This window comes from Hyphomonas sp. (genome assembly GCF_036964145.1).
In the GTDB taxonomy this organism is placed as follows: Bacteria; Pseudomonadota; Alphaproteobacteria; order Caulobacterales; family Hyphomonadaceae; genus Hyphomonas.
Genome location: NZ_JBALUC010000001.1, coordinates 747,420 through 762,564, shown reverse-complemented (window position 1 = coordinate 762,564; position 15,145 = coordinate 747,420). Strand labels below are relative to the sequence as shown.

12 protein-coding genes are annotated in these 15,145 nt (G+C 58.7%); 4 read left to right on the top strand and 8 right to left on the bottom strand.

Annotated features, from left to right (window positions below; translation table 11 throughout):
* Window positions 1-3: 3 nt before the first annotated feature.
* From V7660_RS03765 to rfbC, 4 genes are all read right to left on the bottom strand, one after another.
* Complete coding sequence (locus tag V7660_RS03765; RefSeq protein ID WP_335601789.1) at window positions 4-1,035, bottom strand: glycosyltransferase family 2 protein; 1,032 nt, start codon at window positions 1,033-1,035, stop codon at window positions 4-6.
* A gap of 159 nt (window positions 1,036-1,194) precedes the next feature.
* Entirely contained in the window at window positions 1,195-2,007 is an 813-nt protein-coding gene (locus tag V7660_RS03760) for a rhamnan synthesis F family protein (protein ID WP_335601788.1), read from the bottom strand.
* Window positions 2,008-2,072: 65 nt separating this feature from the next.
* Window positions 2,073-3,197 (bottom strand): DUF2793 domain-containing protein, encoded by a 1,125-nt coding sequence (locus V7660_RS03755; RefSeq protein WP_335601787.1) that lies wholly within the window; start codon window positions 3,195-3,197, stop codon window positions 2,073-2,075.
* 88 nt (window positions 3,198-3,285) lie between these two features.
* Window positions 3,286-3,849, bottom strand: coding sequence for a dTDP-4-dehydrorhamnose 3,5-epimerase (rfbC, locus tag V7660_RS03750; RefSeq protein WP_335601786.1), 564 nt, complete (start codon window positions 3,847-3,849; stop codon window positions 3,286-3,288).
* A gap of 169 nt (window positions 3,850-4,018) precedes the next feature.
* Here rfbC and V7660_RS03745 point away from each other — a divergent pair, with 169 nt between their 5' ends.
* The 4 genes from V7660_RS03745 to metK all read left to right on the top strand — a co-directional run bounded on the left by V7660_RS03745 (window position 4,019) and on the right by metK (window position 9,195).
* The gene (locus V7660_RS03745) at window positions 4,019-5,179 is read left to right on the top strand and encodes a DegT/DnrJ/EryC1/StrS family aminotransferase (RefSeq protein WP_335601785.1); all 1,161 of its coding nucleotides are present in this window, start codon (window positions 4,019-4,021) and stop codon (window positions 5,177-5,179) included.
* A gap of 546 nt (window positions 5,180-5,725) precedes the next feature.
* Window positions 5,726-7,120, top strand: a complete 1,395-nt coding sequence (gene ahcY, locus V7660_RS03740; protein ID WP_335601784.1) for an adenosylhomocysteinase — start codon at window positions 5,726-5,728, stop codon at window positions 7,118-7,120.
* 14 nt (window positions 7,121-7,134) lie between these two features.
* Entirely contained in the window at window positions 7,135-7,989 is an 855-nt protein-coding gene (locus V7660_RS03735) for a formyltetrahydrofolate deformylase (protein WP_335601783.1), read from the top strand.
* Between the two features lie 24 nt (window positions 7,990-8,013).
* Window positions 8,014-9,195 carry a methionine adenosyltransferase gene (metK, locus tag V7660_RS03730; protein WP_335601782.1) on the top strand — a complete coding sequence of 394 codons (1,182 nt, stop codon included), beginning with the start codon at window positions 8,014-8,016 and terminating at the stop codon, window positions 9,193-9,195.
* Between the two features lie 7 nt (window positions 9,196-9,202).
* On the opposite strand, the gene V7660_RS03725 is transcribed toward metK, so the two are convergent.
* From V7660_RS03725 to glmS, 4 genes are all read right to left on the bottom strand, one after another.
* Window positions 9,203-9,601 (bottom strand): hypothetical protein, encoded by a 399-nt coding sequence (locus V7660_RS03725; RefSeq protein ID WP_335601781.1) that lies wholly within the window; start codon window positions 9,599-9,601, stop codon window positions 9,203-9,205.
* Window positions 9,574-11,976: a S8 family peptidase gene (locus V7660_RS03720; protein ID WP_335601780.1), complete on the bottom strand. Its 2,403-nt coding sequence runs from the start codon at window positions 11,974-11,976 to the stop codon at window positions 9,574-9,576. The genes V7660_RS03725 and V7660_RS03720 overlap by 28 nt, the downstream gene beginning before the upstream one ends.
* Before the next feature lie 172 nt (window positions 11,977-12,148).
* Window positions 12,149-13,120, bottom strand: coding sequence for a hypothetical protein (locus tag V7660_RS03715; protein ID WP_335601779.1), 972 nt, complete (start codon window positions 13,118-13,120; stop codon window positions 12,149-12,151).
* Entirely contained in the window at window positions 13,113-14,939 is a 1,827-nt protein-coding gene (gene glmS, locus V7660_RS03710) for a glutamine--fructose-6-phosphate transaminase (isomerizing) (RefSeq protein ID WP_335601778.1), read from the bottom strand. Before glmS ends, V7660_RS03715 begins: the two co-directional genes overlap by 8 nt.
* Window positions 14,940-15,145 lie beyond the last annotated feature (206 nt).

Genomic DNA, 15,145 nt, shown 5'->3' with positions numbered 1-15,145 from the left:
TCCTTACACAGCGCGGCTATGCGGGGTTTCGGTTTCACCTGTTTCATCGGACGCCGTCGGAGGCATCTCCAGGTAATGATTGAGCAGGGCGAGCTGAGGATGAATAGGCTCACGCGGCACGTTCAGGACGTCGAAATTCAGTGCGGACAACAGGAATTGCACGCCCAACATGATCGGCAAGGCGGACAACATCACCATGCCCGGCGATGCGGCGTCCATCGGACCCGCCCGGTTTGCAAAATGATCTATCGCGACCGAGGCGCCAAAAATGACGAGAGCGAGCCCGGCCAGTGTCTCCAGGGTCGCCACCGAGAAGCTTCGCACCAGATACTGACCCACGAAGCGCTTCACGGAATTGCGCGCATGATAGAAAAGAAAGGGCAACACGATACGACGAATGCTGAGATTGCTCTCTTCATCCTCATAGATAGCCGGCATGGCGATATCGCGAACAACCGCGCGTAACGACCCCAGATTGTACAGGACATCGGATTCGAAAAAGTACCGTTTCGCTATCTTGCGCGTCACGAGTTCCTTGGCCACCGCGCCGTGGATAGCCGTATACCCGTTTGTAGGATCAAAAATTGTCCAGTATCCTGAGGACACCTTGGACATGAAGCTGAGCATCGAATTGCCAAACACCCGGATGAACGGCATCCGCCGGACATGCGAGAGACTGGAGAAACGGTTCCCCTTCGTGTAGTCGGCAATCCCTTCGGAAATCGGGAGGGCCAGCGGTGCCAACCACCGCAAATCCATCTGATTGTCCCCATCGACCTTGACGATGATCCGCGCCCCAAGCTCTGTGCACTTCTGATACCCCGTCAGGACGGCCCCACCGACGCCCTGGTTTTTCTCGTGAAATACGACATGCAGGTTCGGGCGACTGAAATTGTCCCGCACGAATTCTCCCGTTGATTCAGGACACTTGTCATCAATTGCGACAATGCCCTGCACCCAGTCGGGAACAGCATTGATCACATCTGAAATGTGCTTGCGGACCCGGTACATCGGGATAACAATCCAAATACCCATTTCAGCGAGTTTTTCGCGGCGCGAACCGTTCGGGGACTGGGTCAAAATTGGTGCCTCACTTCGGGGTCGCTATATCGGCAGGCACAACCAGCATGTAGGCACCTGAACAGCGGAGCATTCCTCAACCAATGGCGGTTATTGCCGTGTTGGTTAAACGGGTCAAGATGGTGAACGCAATCTGGGATAGCGGGAAAAAATCCGCTGAACATTCAACGAATGCGGGTTCGAATTGATCAGTTCCCGCTTGATGAAAGGAATGCCGCTGCGCAGCAGATCCCGCCACAGGAAGTGAGTAGGATTGAGCGTCCGCAGGTGCCACAGGATACGAAGATTCTCCCTTGAACGGTCCGGCTCGCGCAAGGAAGCGTTGCGCGCCCATATCGCCAGACGCCTTGGAAGGGACACATGCCGGGGTGGCTGGTAGAGCGCCCCCAGCGTCAGTCCGGCTTCACGCATTGCAGCCGTCAGCCCCACTTCATAGCGCTCGATGAGATCCTGCTTCGAATCGCACGGTTCGATCGAAGCCCAGAAACGTGCGAAAACCTCTGACTGGAATGCCCGGCATTTGTAGCTGACATACCAGGACTGGATGTGCCAGCCACGCTCCCAATTGGCGACAAGACCACACACATCCTGCGGGAGCGCGCTCACGCGATCCAGCAAGCCGTCAGCTGGCGCGAGGGGCCCCACGACACTGTCATTTGCCAATACGAGTTCGTCGAAGCCGTGGAGCGGCATCTCGCTTTCGATTCCCGCTTTCCAGCTGCCAAAATCGTATCCGGTATTGTCCCGCTCGATCACGTCATCGCAGACAGTCAGCAATGTCTCGCGATCTCGAGAACTGAAGGGGCTGGTGCTGACCAGTACAAGTCGCGCCACGTGTGGACGGTACCAGGCCAACGTGTCCATCAGGTCGGCAGCCACACCACCTTGCGGATTGAAGTGAGCGAAAATGAGACAGCGCCTTGTCAATTCCGAGTCTCGTCCCTTGTGCGCCATCCCCAGCTTGTGCCTCTTGCCTTTCAGGCAGGAGCCCGTCAACTGACGATAGACCGGCTCGAACACAGGCGCCAGACCGTTCCATCGCTATAGGCAGGCTCCGCGCCGCCTGCCGCATCACTCACGAAGATCAGACTTCCAGGCGCATAGGCCGATGCATCCGGAAGAGCTGCCACGGGAAAGTTTACGAGGGTCACCGGCTTTTCCAAAAGCACCGCATGAGGCGATGCGCGCAAGATATAATCGTCGGCGCTCCCTTCAATATTGTGAAAGACCTGAAATTCCGGAGTGCCCCCAGACCCCGCAAAGGCCTGACGCGATTCGACGCGGACATTCATCTTCTCTGTCAGGGTCTGGAAGGCAAAATCGACAAGGTCGATATCCGGGTTGGATGAATGCTGGGCAAACAACGCGCCTGCGACCCCCGCCGAGGCATCGTTCAGGACTCGGAGTGATACTGGCCCCAGGCCTCCCCCGCCTATGATCTCAACGCCCGAGGTTGCACTGGTGCCATTATTCCGAATTTTCACGCCATCCGGCAGATTGAGCCCCACACCCACGGTCACCTCACCCGATTGATGAGCCAGTGTCAGCGCCTCGGTGAAGGTGAGGCCATCCTCACTGACCTTCATATGCAGGTCATGATCTTCGCAGAGACCAATTTCCGCATGGGCGACAGAATCAGATTGGTACAGCATCGCGGCGGTATTTTCCGCACTCTGCTTGTTGATTTTCAGCCGGTGATCGCCGCCCAGATGATTGAAGAGACTTGCCGCACCGGCGAGTGCGAGCCGGTTTTCATCATCTGGCGCATGATTGACGCCCAATCTGTCGACGCGTCCCCATTCCGCGCCATCAAACCGCATCGTTTCCCCAATATCCTGGACAAAGCAGCTCCAACCAGCCGCTGGCGATACATAATGCCAGGCGCCGTCCTGCCTCGCCGCCACGTTGCCAGCCGCCGCCCCGTCCCAATCGGCCAACAAGGAGGCCGGCACGAGATAGATATCCCCGTCTGCGGGCGCCTCAGGGGCGGGCGCCGAGGCGGACACGGCAACTGTCTGGACCAGCATGTCCAGACGGGACAGGCCCTCATTGTGGGTAACATGCTTCTGCGCCTGTCCGGGCAAGAGATATGGCAGATCGAGCCGTGGGGTTGTCATGCGTGTCTCCATTGATCGCTGGAGCGCAAGACTAATCGCTGGCCTTGTCCGTCGGATTGGCTGGCCTTCGAAACGGCCGGCCTTCACCTCACATCTCGAAAGGGCTGGCGAAATCGGCAAAGGCGGGGGCTGCCGCATCCTTTTCTGACAGAACGGCATCCTTGTCCTCGACCCGCCAGTCGATGGCCAGATCCGGATCATTCCACGCAACCGCACCATCGCACTCGCGAGAATAATAGTTGTCGACCTTGTAGGCGATCTCCGTATCCGGTTCGAGCGTGGCAAAGCCGTGCAGGAAACCGCGGGGAACGAATATCTGGGTTCCATTGGCTGCCGATAGCTCGGCGCTGACCCATTTTCCGAAAGTCGCTGATCCCTTTCGTACATCCACCGCCACATCAAGGATTGCGCCGCGAAGAACCCGCACCAGCTTGGCCTGCGCAAAGGGGGGGCTTTGATAGTGAAGGCCTCGTACCGTTCCCTTCACAGCCGAAAGGGAATGATTGTCCTGAACGAAATCCGCCTTGATGCCGGCATCAGCAAACCTTTGCTGATTGAAAGTTTCACTGAAAAACCCCCGGTCATCGCCAAATCTGGCAGGTGTGATCAACTTGACCTCAGGTATCTCAAGCTCGACAACTTCCAATGACATGCGCTTACTCCACTTGTGGCACAACGGAGAGCTCGACAGCTGTCCGGCCCATCTTTATCACATTTTGAGCGAGCGCATTCGGCGAGCCGCAATACGCGGTAACCACGCGTGACTTGCCGCCGCGCGCCCCCTTCTCTATCGCAAGCCGTAGTATCCAACGGAGCATACCATGTCCATTCCCTTCATCGACCTTCAGGCCCAGCGTAAGCGCATCGAGACCGAGATCAACACGGCGATCCAGTCGGTCGTTGAGAGCGGCCGCTATGTGCTTGGCCCGGAAGTCACGGAACTGGAAAAGCAGCTCGCGGACTGGTGCGGGGCCTCGCACTCGGTCAGCTGCGCCAATGGCACGGACGCCCTCGCCCTCGCCCTGATGGCCTGGGAGCTGAAGCCGGGCGACGCCGTGTTCTGCCCGTCCTTCACCTTCGTCGCGACCGCGCAGGTCGTGCCCTGGCTCGGTGCTGCGCCAGTCTTCGTCGACATTTTGCCCGACACCTACAACATGGACCCGGCGCATCTGCGCCAGCAGATCGAGGCCGTGAAGGCCGAAGGCAAGCTGTCACCGAAAGTCGTCATTGCTGTCGACCTGTTCGGCCAGCCCGCCAATTATCCCGAGATCAAGGCGATCTGCGACGAGTTCGGCCTGAAGCTGATTGCCGACACGGCGCAGGGCTATGGCTGCACCCTGAACGGCAAGCATCCGTCTGACTGGGCCGATATTGCCACGACCAGCTTCTTCCCCGCCAAGCCGCTCGGCTGCTACGGTGATGGCGGCGCGATCATCACAAATGATGCCAAGCTCGCCGAGCGGATCGAATCCCTGCGCGTCTATGGCAAGGTCACGCCGACCGATGCCGCCGAGCGCAATTTCCATCATGACCCGAAATACCTTTCGCTGCGCGTCGGCATGAATTCCCGCCTCGATACGATCCAGGCGGCAGTCCTGTTGGAGAAACTGAAAATCTTCGGCGACGAGATCGAGAAGCGGCAGGTCGTGGCCGACCGCTATGCCGCGGGCTTGACCGGCCATGTCAAACGCGTGCCGAGCGTCATTGAAGGCGGCAAGAGCGTCTGGGCGCAATATGTCATCGAGCATGAGAACCGCGACGGCCTGCAGACGCACCTCTCCGCGCAGGGCATCCCGACCGCTGTCTACTATCCCGTGCCGATCCACGAGCAGGATTTCTGCGCCGCCTACAAGCCACCTGTCGGCACGCTGCCGGTGACTGAGGCCGCCAGTCGACACGTCATCGCCCTGCCGATGCACCCCTATCTGGAAGAAGCAGACCAGTCCCGTATCATCGACGCGATCCGGGCATTTAGCGGTTAAGCCACATGCAGACCCACTTCGTCTGATCAGGCCGCAAATAACACCCAGTCTGTCGGCCTGAAATACTTCCGCTCAAAACTCCATTGCCACACGCCGGTCGCAAGATACTCGCTCACCAAGACTGGCGGGATTACGAACGGGATCACCCCAACCCCGGCGACAGCGACATCAATTTGGAAAGCCACAAACCGCCTCACCAAGCTGACGCGGGATTCCTCGATGACGGAACCGTGCCGCCTTGGCCACCACATTAGGATGACAAATCCCAAAGCGCATAGGAGGAGCCCCCACGGTTCTGACGAAACATTCAAAACTCACCTCCACAACATGATGCGTCTTTAGAATACCTCACCTAAGGTGGCCAGCCCGCAGACAATCGCGGCAAGTTCCGGACTTTTCCAGACCACTTATGGACACTTTATGGACAGGTTTACGGACACTTTTCCGGACCCATATGCGTGCGCGGTATTCAGGTGAGCAGATCGCGCGTTGCCTTTTCATGTGTGCCGTGTTAGCCGCGATACAAACATATAAAGGATCATTGATATGGCCGAAAACTACCACGTCGCCGATATTTCCCTCGCCGAGTTTGGTCGCAAGGAAATTGCCATCGCCGAGACAGAAATGCCCGGTCTGATGGCTGCGCGCGAAGAGTTCGGTCCCTCGCAGCCCCTCAAGGGCGCGAAAATCGCAGGCTCCCTGCACATGACCATTCAGACGGCCGTGCTGATCCAGACGCTCGAAGCCCTCGGTGCCGACGTCCAGTGGGTCTCCTGCAACATCTACTCCACGCAGGACCATGCTGCCGCAGCCATCGCGGCGAACGGTACGCCGGTCTTTGCGTATAAGGGCGAGACGCTGGAAGAGTACTGGCAATTCACCGACCGCATGTTCCACTGGCATGACGGCACCGGCGCAAACCTGATCCTCGATGATGGCGGCGATGCCACCATGTACCTCATCCTCGGTGAGCGCGCCGAATCCGATCCATCTTTCCTTGAGAAGCCGGGCTCGGAAGAAGAGAAATTCCTCTTCGCCCAGATCAAGAAGCGCCTCGCCGCGTCTCCGGGCTGGTTCGCCAAGACCAAGGCTGCGATCCGCGGTGTGTCGGAAGAAACGACGACCGGCGTAAACCGCCTCTACCAGCTTGAAAAGAAAGGGGAGCTCCCCTTCCCGGCCATCAATGTGAATGACTCGGTCACCAAGTCGAAATTCGACAACAAGTATGGTTGTAAGGAATCGCTCGTCGACGCGATCCGTCGCGGCACGGACGTGATGATGGCTGGCAAGAAAGCCTTCGTCGCAGGTTATGGCGATGTCGGCAAAGGCTCGGCTGCGTCGCTGTCCGGTTCCGGCGCGCGCGTTGCCGTTTCCGAGGTTGACCCGATCTGCGCCCTTCAGGCCGCGATGGACGGCTATGAAGTCCTGACAGTCGATGAAGCCGCCCCGAAATTCGACATCTTTGTCACGGCGACCGGCAACAAGGACATCCTGACCGTCGACCATATGCGCGCGATGAAGGACATGGCGATCGTCTGCAATATCGGCCACTTCGACAACGAAATTCAGGTCGAAGGCCTGCGCAATTTCGAATGGACGAACATCAAGCCACAAGTCGACATGATCACCTTCCCGGATGGCAAACGGATCATCCTGCTGTCGGAAGGCCGCCTTGTGAACCTTGGCAACGCCACGGGCCACCCCTCCTTCGTGATGTCGGCGTCCTTCACCAATCAGACGCTGGCCCAGATCGAACTGCACGCTCGCGGCGAGCAGTATGAGAACAAGGTCTACACGCTGCCGAAGCATCTCGATGAAAAGGTTGCCATGCTCCACCTCGAAAAACTTGGTGTACAGCTGACCGAACTTTCGAGCGAACAGGCAAACTATATCGGCGTTGAGACGACCGGCCCGTTCAAGCCTGAACATTACCGCTACTAGGGCGGCGCAAACCAGTGGCACGCAATCACATTCTTACGCTTTCCTGTCCCGACCGGGTGGGCCTCGTCGCCGGCCTTGCGAAACTCATGGAGCGACATGACTGCTTCATCGAGTCTTCGCGCACCTTCAGCGACCCGGAGACAAGCCGGTTCTTTGCCCGGCTGGTTTTCCACGGTCCGGATGACATCCTCCCGTCGGCCCTGACTGAAGATCTCGCAAGCCTGGGAAACAATCTCAATGCGGAATGGGCAACCCATCCCGAAGGTGAGACGGTCAAGGCCCTGCTGCTGGTCTCAAAGTCAGACCATTGCGCAAATACGCTGCTCTATGGCGCGCGGCGCAAGGAACTCCCGATTGAGGTCGTTGGCATTGTCTCCAACAATGAGACGCTGAAGGACAATTTTGCCCATTGGAACCTGCCATGGTTTCATGTGCCGGTGATGAAGGATACAAAGCCGGAAGCCGAAGCGCGCCTCTTCGAAATCATCCAGGAAACCGGCGCTGATCTTGTCGTGCTTGCGCGATACATGCAGGTTCTCAGTGATGATGCCTGTCGCCGCCTTGAGGGGATGTGCATCAACATCCACCATTCCTTCCTGCCAGGGTTCAAGGGGGCCCGCCCCTATCACCAGGCTCATGCGCGCGGCGTGAAGGTCATCGGGGCGACCGCACATTATGTCACCGCCGACCTTGATGAAGGCCCGATCATTGCTCAGGTCACGGAAGTTGTGGATCACACCTTCAGCCCGGCTGACATGATCGAGACCGGCCGCCATCTCGAAGGCAACGCCCTGCTGCGCGCGGTCAAGGCCCATGCCGAACATCGCATTTTCGTAAACTCCGGAAAGACGGTTGTTTTCGCCCGGTAAAAGAACACCAGAAGAGAGCCAGACATGAAACTTGCCAGCCACGAATTCACCAGCGAAAGCGTTTCCGAAGGCCATCCGGACAAGGTCGCCGACCAGATTTCCGACGCCATTGTCGATCTGTTTCTCTCACGCGACTCCACCGCAAAAGTTGCCGTCGAAACCCTGACGACCACGAACCGTGTCATTCTCGCCGGCGAAGTGCGCACCAATAATGGCGCCGTCATCACGCATGAAGAAATGAACCAGACCGCGCGGGATGTCGTGAAACGGATCGGCTATGAACAGGATGGTTTCCACTGGCAAAACATGGAGATTACAAACCATGTCCATGGCCAGTCCGTAGAGATCGCCCAAGGCGTTGAAGCCGGACAAGGCCTCTACGCCGAAGAAGGCGCGGGCGACCAGGGCATCATGTTCGGCTATGCCACGAACGAAACCCCGGAACTGATGCCGGCTACACTCGTCTATTCCCATCAGATCCTTCAGCGCCTTGCCCAGCTGCGCCATGACGGCACGCATCCAGAACTTGAGCCCGATGCGAAAAGCCAGGTGACGCTTCAATATGAAGGTTCAAAGCCTGTCGGTGTGAACGCGCTTGTCGTATCCCACCAGCACAAGGACAGCGCTACCCTGGAACAGCTTCGAGAGATCATCCGTCCCGTGATCAAGGAGGTGCTGCCGGAAAACTGGTTCCCTGCTGAGGACAAGTTCTATGTGAACCCGACCGGACGTTTCGTCATTGGCGGACCTGACGGCGACGCCGGTCTGACCGGCCGCAAGATCATCGTCGACACGTATGGGGGTGCTGCGCCTCATGGCGGCGGGGCATTCTCCGGCAAGGATCCGTCCAAAGTTGATCGGTCGGCCGCATACGCCACGCGCTACCTGGCCAAGAACATCGTGGCCGCCGACCTGGCCGACCGCTGCACCATTCAGGTCAGCTACGCGATTGGCGTAGCTCAGCCCCTGTCAATCTATGTCGACACGCACGGTACAGGCAAGGCGGACGAAGATCGCATCGCCAAGGCATTGCGCGAATTGTTTGACCTTTCACCGAGAGGCATCCGAACTCACCTCAACCTGAATCAGGCGATCTACAGCCCATCAGCTGCTTACGGGCACTTCGGCCGGACCCCGACCGAGAATGGTAGCTTCAGCTGGGAAAAGACAGACCTCGTGGACGAACTGAAACGTCTCGCGAACTAGCTTCGCATCAATACGCGACAGTGATTTCGTCAATGGATGCCACGGCCTTGCCGTGGCATTCTATTTTGATCCTCTGAGGTAAGGGCTTGAGCGACTGCTGATAGGCAGCTGTTCCGGCAACGGATGCCCCCCCTTCGGAGAGGCTCAGCACGAGCAGGCCCTCTTCCTCCGTCGGCACGGGGCTCAGCTTCCAGGACTGGTCATCTGCCAGTCGCACCACGACGTGCAGCTTTCCGCCAGATGGTTGTCCGGGCCCCGGCATTCGATTGATCCAGGCGGACGTGTCGGTGATCTCCGAACACGCATTCCCGCCAAATGGCAGCCACGCACACCCAGACAGGACCAGCCCGCACGCAAGCGACAGGAAGGAGGTCTTGCCTACCATGGCGTCGATAGCCGCATCCACAACGCCTCCTGGTCGTCGGCTCCATAAATATGGTTCGGCGATGTGGAGACCACGGCCGCAGCCTCGCCAGACCATGTGTCGGTCAGTCCGAATGTGTAGCGCGTCTCGAAATCGATCTGGCGGCCACTCGGCGTCAGGTCCGCTTGCACGAACTCCCGGATCAACTGGCTGTCCATATCCACCCCGATCGGAGCATCAAGATTGAGGTATCCTGTCTCCGCGCGTCGCGGCTGAGCCATGATGAAATGCACCCGCCCTTCGCCGAGCGTCCGGTCTGCGCCAACCGACCAGCGACTGGTCCAGATGCCTTCGGCGTCCACGCCAGGCAGGTCGACGCTGGCAAGTTCCAGTCCCGAAGAGACGATCCAGCCAGCTCCGGCAAACCATGCGCTCTCCAGTGAGTAAGCCGTCATCTCTGTCTGGTCCTGCGCGCCGAAGCGGTCCTGCAGCGTACCGCCGAGGGCTGTGTCTTCATCCGCGATGAAGGATGCGCCGACGCGTACGGACCAGTCATGTGCGTCGCGGCCAAACATGAAGCCGGACTGGCTGCGTCCGCCCTGTTCGGCAGAGAAAATGTCCATCACAAGATCGTCCGTCACGGCATGGCTGAATTTTGCCCAGGCGCCGCCGGTCGAGAAGGCATTGCCGACGCCCGGCTCGTTGAGCAGGGAAATGTCCGGTGCCAGATGCGTCAGGGATCCGCCCCGGCCAAGCTCCACCTGGCTCTCGCCAAAGCTGTAGCGCATCTGGAAGGTCGATTGCGGATCTTCCTGATAGGGCGCTGTCGGATCATCCTGCAGCCGCGCTTGTGCCCAACTGAACGACATGTCGCCGGCATTCACGGCATAGGAATCTCCCGCCGCCCAGTCGGCCCGCGTCTCGAAATTCACCAGCCGCGATCCGAGCGTATCCTGTGGCAAGGTGGCAGCGATGGCATCCGCGTTCAGGCGGAAGCCGCGCTGGTATTTGTCCTGGAACACGAGTTTGTTGAACGCGCCGGAATGGGTTGCCCAATCCCCAAAGGCCCCGCCGCTCGGCGCAAGCGCTTCGGTAAAGCTGACCTTCTCCATGCCGAAATCGAGATTCTGCTGACCTTGGGGCCGGAAGGCTTCTTCGAGGTTCATCAGGCCCACGCCGGAAACGCTATCCGTGCCGACGCCAGCGGCCTCGCCCGTGATGATGTCGGCAGATGCATCCACATAGTCCGTGGCCGTATCCAGCAGTATCTGGAGCGCCACTTCCGGCTGTGACTGCAGATTGGGAAACGCATCCAGAAGCAGCGCGAGCGCGCCGGCCACATAGGGAGCCGCGAACGACGTTCCGGATATCCGATAATAGTCGCCCTCACTGTCAGCGTCATTTGTCGGATCACCCGGAAACGCCACATCATCGTCCGGCCCGGTCGAGATAACGTCTTCTCCCGGCGCGAGCAGGTAGAAATTCTGCGCCGCCGTGCCAGCCCGGTTGGAGAAATCAGAGAGATTGCCGTCCGGGTCCACAGCACCCACGGCGACGACGCGTCCGAGCGACGAAGCTTCGCCTGCAATATAGGCGGGTTCGGTCGGGCGCTCTCCTACGGCTTCGGTAAAATTGCCATCCTCATCCGTCGCTGCCGGTTCAGCGTCATTGCCCGCCGAGATGACGACCAGAACGCCGGCCGCCGCCGCGGCCCGTACAGCATTCTCCAGTCTCGGATCGTTATCTATCTCTCCCCCCAGGGACATGTTGATGATGGTCGCGCCCTGCGCCACCGCATATTCGAGCGCCCGGACCAAGGCATCATCATTGTAGACACAACCTTCGTCCTCGCCGGTGCGAGCGCAGCTGCCGGGGGAATCTGCGCGAATGTCGAGAACGGAGGCCTCATAGGCCGTGCCCTGAATGCCATTGAAGGTGTTGTCGTCGAGCGTGCTGTTGAAATCGTCCTGACGTCGCGCGGCGATCACGCCGGTCACCAGCGTGCCGTGGCCGCCCATATCTATGTCACCGGGCTGGCGCGTGATTGTAACCCGGTCGCCCGCAGCATCATAACCGGAACAGGCTGTATCCGCACAGACATCAAACATCTGCACGACGGCGCCCTGAAGATCCGGATGATCTGACTCAGTCCCTGTATCAATCACGGCCACCGTCTGGCCCTGCCCTGTCGCGCCGATTGCGTAGGCCGCAGACGCACCGATCATCGGCAACCCAACGGTCGCATTGTATTCGCGCGTTTCGAACTGTTCCGGCTCGGCAATCGCAGCCGGGAACGGGTTCGAAGGCGGGGGTGGCGGCGGAGGCGGAGGCGGGGGCGGCAAGGGCGTGACGGCAGAGCTGCCACCACCTCCGCCGCCAGCACACGCACCTAGCGCAACCACAGACACACCAAGCATGGCAATCGCCAGCCATGATCGGGGAACGGGTTTCAAATACGTTTTTGTGCAAAGCAAGGGCATACGCGTTCCTCACATGGCGGCACGTCTTGTCTGTCTTCCTGCGCCGGGTGTGTTGAAAGCAATATTTCACCCGAAATATAAAGAATGGGCAAATACTTCGCTCAGCTGCTCAAGAAAACTCCACCCGCTCCTGAGAAAAGTAGAACAGGGACCGGGTTTCGTCATCAAGCACTTCACTGGAGGCTTCCAGAAGCTTGGTCATCGCGTACTTCCGATCCTTTAGAGCGTGTTCGAAGTCCGCCTCGATCAGTGTGTCCACACCAGTTCGCATCATCGCATCGCGCACTTCCATATACAGCGTCAGCGATCCTCCCAGGAACATCGATTCATAAGCGATCTTGCTGGCAATCTTGTCGTGGATATTGGAGTACTGGAACTGCCGTTCCATTACCGATTTTCGTTTGCAGATGAAATCGATCTCGTGGCGATAGCTCGGATGGCGCAGATAGAAATTCTTCAAGGCGATCATTTCGCCATCAATACGCTCCTTCACCTCATCCGGCAGGGCCTCGCTGAGAATGATCACAATATCAATGTCCGATCCCTTGACCATCTCGCCGGATGCCGAATGTTCTCGCATGTCGTTGTGAGCCAGGTAATAGCTGAGATCACCGGCGATGAAGGCGCACAGCTGGCTTCGTAATTCCCGACCAAGACTGACGAAAAGCTGCTTCATCACATCCTGCGCAATGCCGATTTTCTCGCGGCTGATTTCCCGGTGCATGTTGGACAAGGAACCTTGGCGCTCAATCATCTTGTAGCGCTGGTCGGGCAGGCCAAAGAGGGTGAAGGACAGGAAGTCCCGAAGGATGGACGGACTCAACCGGACCTGATCATCCCGCGTGATATCATATCGCAGGTAATAGCTTGCGAAATGTGACACCAGAAAGCGCTGACTTCGATTGCAGGCCTGCCACAGCGCCAGGGTGGAAACGGTCGGCAAGGCCTCGGCGAGTTCCTTGCCGATACGCGGCCCCTGTTCGGATATGATGCGGATGACCTCCGCCTCGATCTGATCTTTCTCGATGTCGTGGATGGCCGCGCCCTCTTCTCCAGCGCCGGTCAGCGGTCGCTTACTCAACTGTCACAGACTTCGCCAAATTGCGTGGCTGGTCAACATCCGTGCCTTTGGCAACGGCAACATGATAGGCGAGCAGCTGCAAGGGAATGGCAGCCAGGATCGGAAGGCTGATATCATCGCCTTGCGGAATCTCGATCGTGTGGTCCGCGCGATTTCCGGCCAGGGCGATCCCTGCCTTGTCCGAAATGAGGATGATCCGTGCGCCACGGGCCCGAATTTCCTCAACGTTCGAGATCGTCTTCTCGAACAACTCATCCTTAGGGGCCACGACCACGACCGGAAGATCCTTCTCGATCAGTGCGATCGGCCCGTGCTTCAACTCGCCGGCAGCATAGCCTTCGGCGTGGATGTAAGAGACTTCCTTCAATTTCAGGGCCCCCTCCAGGGCGAGTGGATAGTACCGGCCTCGTCCGAGAAACAACACATCCTTACATTGCGTGAGAGTTTCTGCGATTGCCTGAATCTGATCCTGCGATTTCAGTGCTTCCGTTACCATGCGCGGTAAGGCAAGCAGGGTCTTGACCGCAGTGGCCTCATCGCCCGGCAACAAATGTCCACGGGCCTTAGCGGCGCTGAGCGCCAGGACGGCCAGCACGGACAGTTGCGCCGTGAAGGCTTTTGTCGACGCCACACCGATCTCTGGCCCGGCATGGGTCGGCACGATGGCTGCAGCATCGCGGGCGATGGAACTCTCCGGCACATTCACGACGGCCACGGCCGGGGTACCATTCTGACGGCAATAGCGTAGTGCCGCCAGCGTGTCGGCCGTCTCGCCGGACTGGCTGACGAACATGGCTGGGCCGGTCTGAGGCAGCACCGGCTCGCGATAGCGAAACTCTGATGCGATATCCGTTTCGAACGCCAGCTTTGCCTTTTGTTCGAACCAGTATTTAGCGGTGTGGGCGGCATAGTAGGCCGTACCACAAGCAATTGCGACTGCGCGGTCGGCCCTGGCAAACAGGGTGTCGGCCACCTCGCCCAGATTGAGCGTCTGTGTGGTCTGGTCGATATAGGGCAGGATCGAACGGGCAAGCGATTCCGGCTGCTCGTGTATCTCCTTGAGCATGAAATGGTCATACTCTCCGCGTTCGATCAGGCTTTCATTCACAGCCGACTTCACGCGCGGGCGGTTCACTCGCTCGCCTTCGGCGTTGCGGACATCATGGCTTTCCGGAGTCAGCACGACCCAGTCGCCCTCCTCCAGATAGGTCACATCCCGTGTGAAGGGAGCCAACGCAATGGCATCGGACCCCAGAAACATCTCACCCTCGCCATAGCCGAGCACCAGCGGGCTGCCCTTGCGGGCGCCAATCAAAAGGTCAGTTTCGTCGGAAAAGATCGCAGCAATGGCAAACGCGCCTGACAATTTGTTGAGAGCCGCCTCGAACGCAGCGACGGCGTCCATGCCGTCAGCCATGTTCTGATCGATCATCTGGGCGATGACTTCACTGTCGGTCTCAGATTCAAATGTGCGGCCCTGCGCCTGCATATCTTCGCGCAGCTCGCGGAAATTCTCGATAATGCCGTTGTGCACGATCGCCACCTTGCCCGACATGTGCGGATGGGCATTGATCTCATTTGGCTTGCCGTGCGTTGCCCAGCGGGTGTGGGCAATCCCGGTCGGCCCATCCACCGGCATGTCCGCCATGAGGGCCTCGAGATTGACGATCTTGCCACGTGCCCTGCGCCGCTCGATCGTATGCCCCGCCATGACTGCAATACCGGCGCTGTCATATCCCCGATATTCCAACCGCTTCAGACCATCAATCAGGCGTCCGGCCACCATATCCGTTCCAGTGATCGCAACAATTCCGCACATACGCTACCTCCATCCGAGTAGAGCGTATTTAGACTCGGGGATTCCAGCAGGATAATGACACTTTGTGTAGGAATGCGACAACATCGGGGAAAGCCCCCCTCATAACGAGCAAATTGCATGCTTTAGCTCTGCTGAACGATCAGATTATGGATGTGACACACATTCGGGTCTATCGCCCACGCAGGCCCGCTATATCTGGGATAACA

Excerpts from the sequence above, each read along its gene's own strand:
- V7660_RS03765 (WP_335601789.1), bottom strand. The coding sequence starts at position 1,035 with ATGGGTATTTGGATTGTTATCCCGATGTACCGGGTCCGCAAGCACATT.
- V7660_RS03755 (WP_335601787.1), bottom strand. The coding sequence starts at position 3,197 with ATGACAACCCCACGGCTCGATCTGCCATATCTCTTGCCCGGACAGGCG.
- rfbC (WP_335601786.1), bottom strand. The coding sequence starts at position 3,849 with ATGTCATTGGAAGTTGTCGAGCTTGAGATACCTGAGGTCAAGTTGATC.
- V7660_RS03745 (WP_335601785.1), top strand. The coding sequence starts at position 4,019 with ATGTCCATTCCCTTCATCGACCTTCAGGCCCAGCGTAAGCGCATCGAG.
- ahcY (WP_335601784.1), top strand. The coding sequence starts at position 5,726 with ATGGCCGAAAACTACCACGTCGCCGATATTTCCCTCGCCGAGTTTGGT.
- metK (WP_335601782.1), top strand. The coding sequence starts at position 8,014 with ATGAAACTTGCCAGCCACGAATTCACCAGCGAAAGCGTTTCCGAAGGC.
- V7660_RS03720 (WP_335601780.1), bottom strand. The coding sequence starts at position 11,976 with ATGCTTGGTGTGTCTGTGGTTGCGCTAGGTGCGTGTGCTGGCGGCGGA.
- glmS (WP_335601778.1), bottom strand. The coding sequence starts at position 14,939 with ATGTGCGGAATTGTTGCGATCACTGGAACGGATATGGTGGCCGGACGC.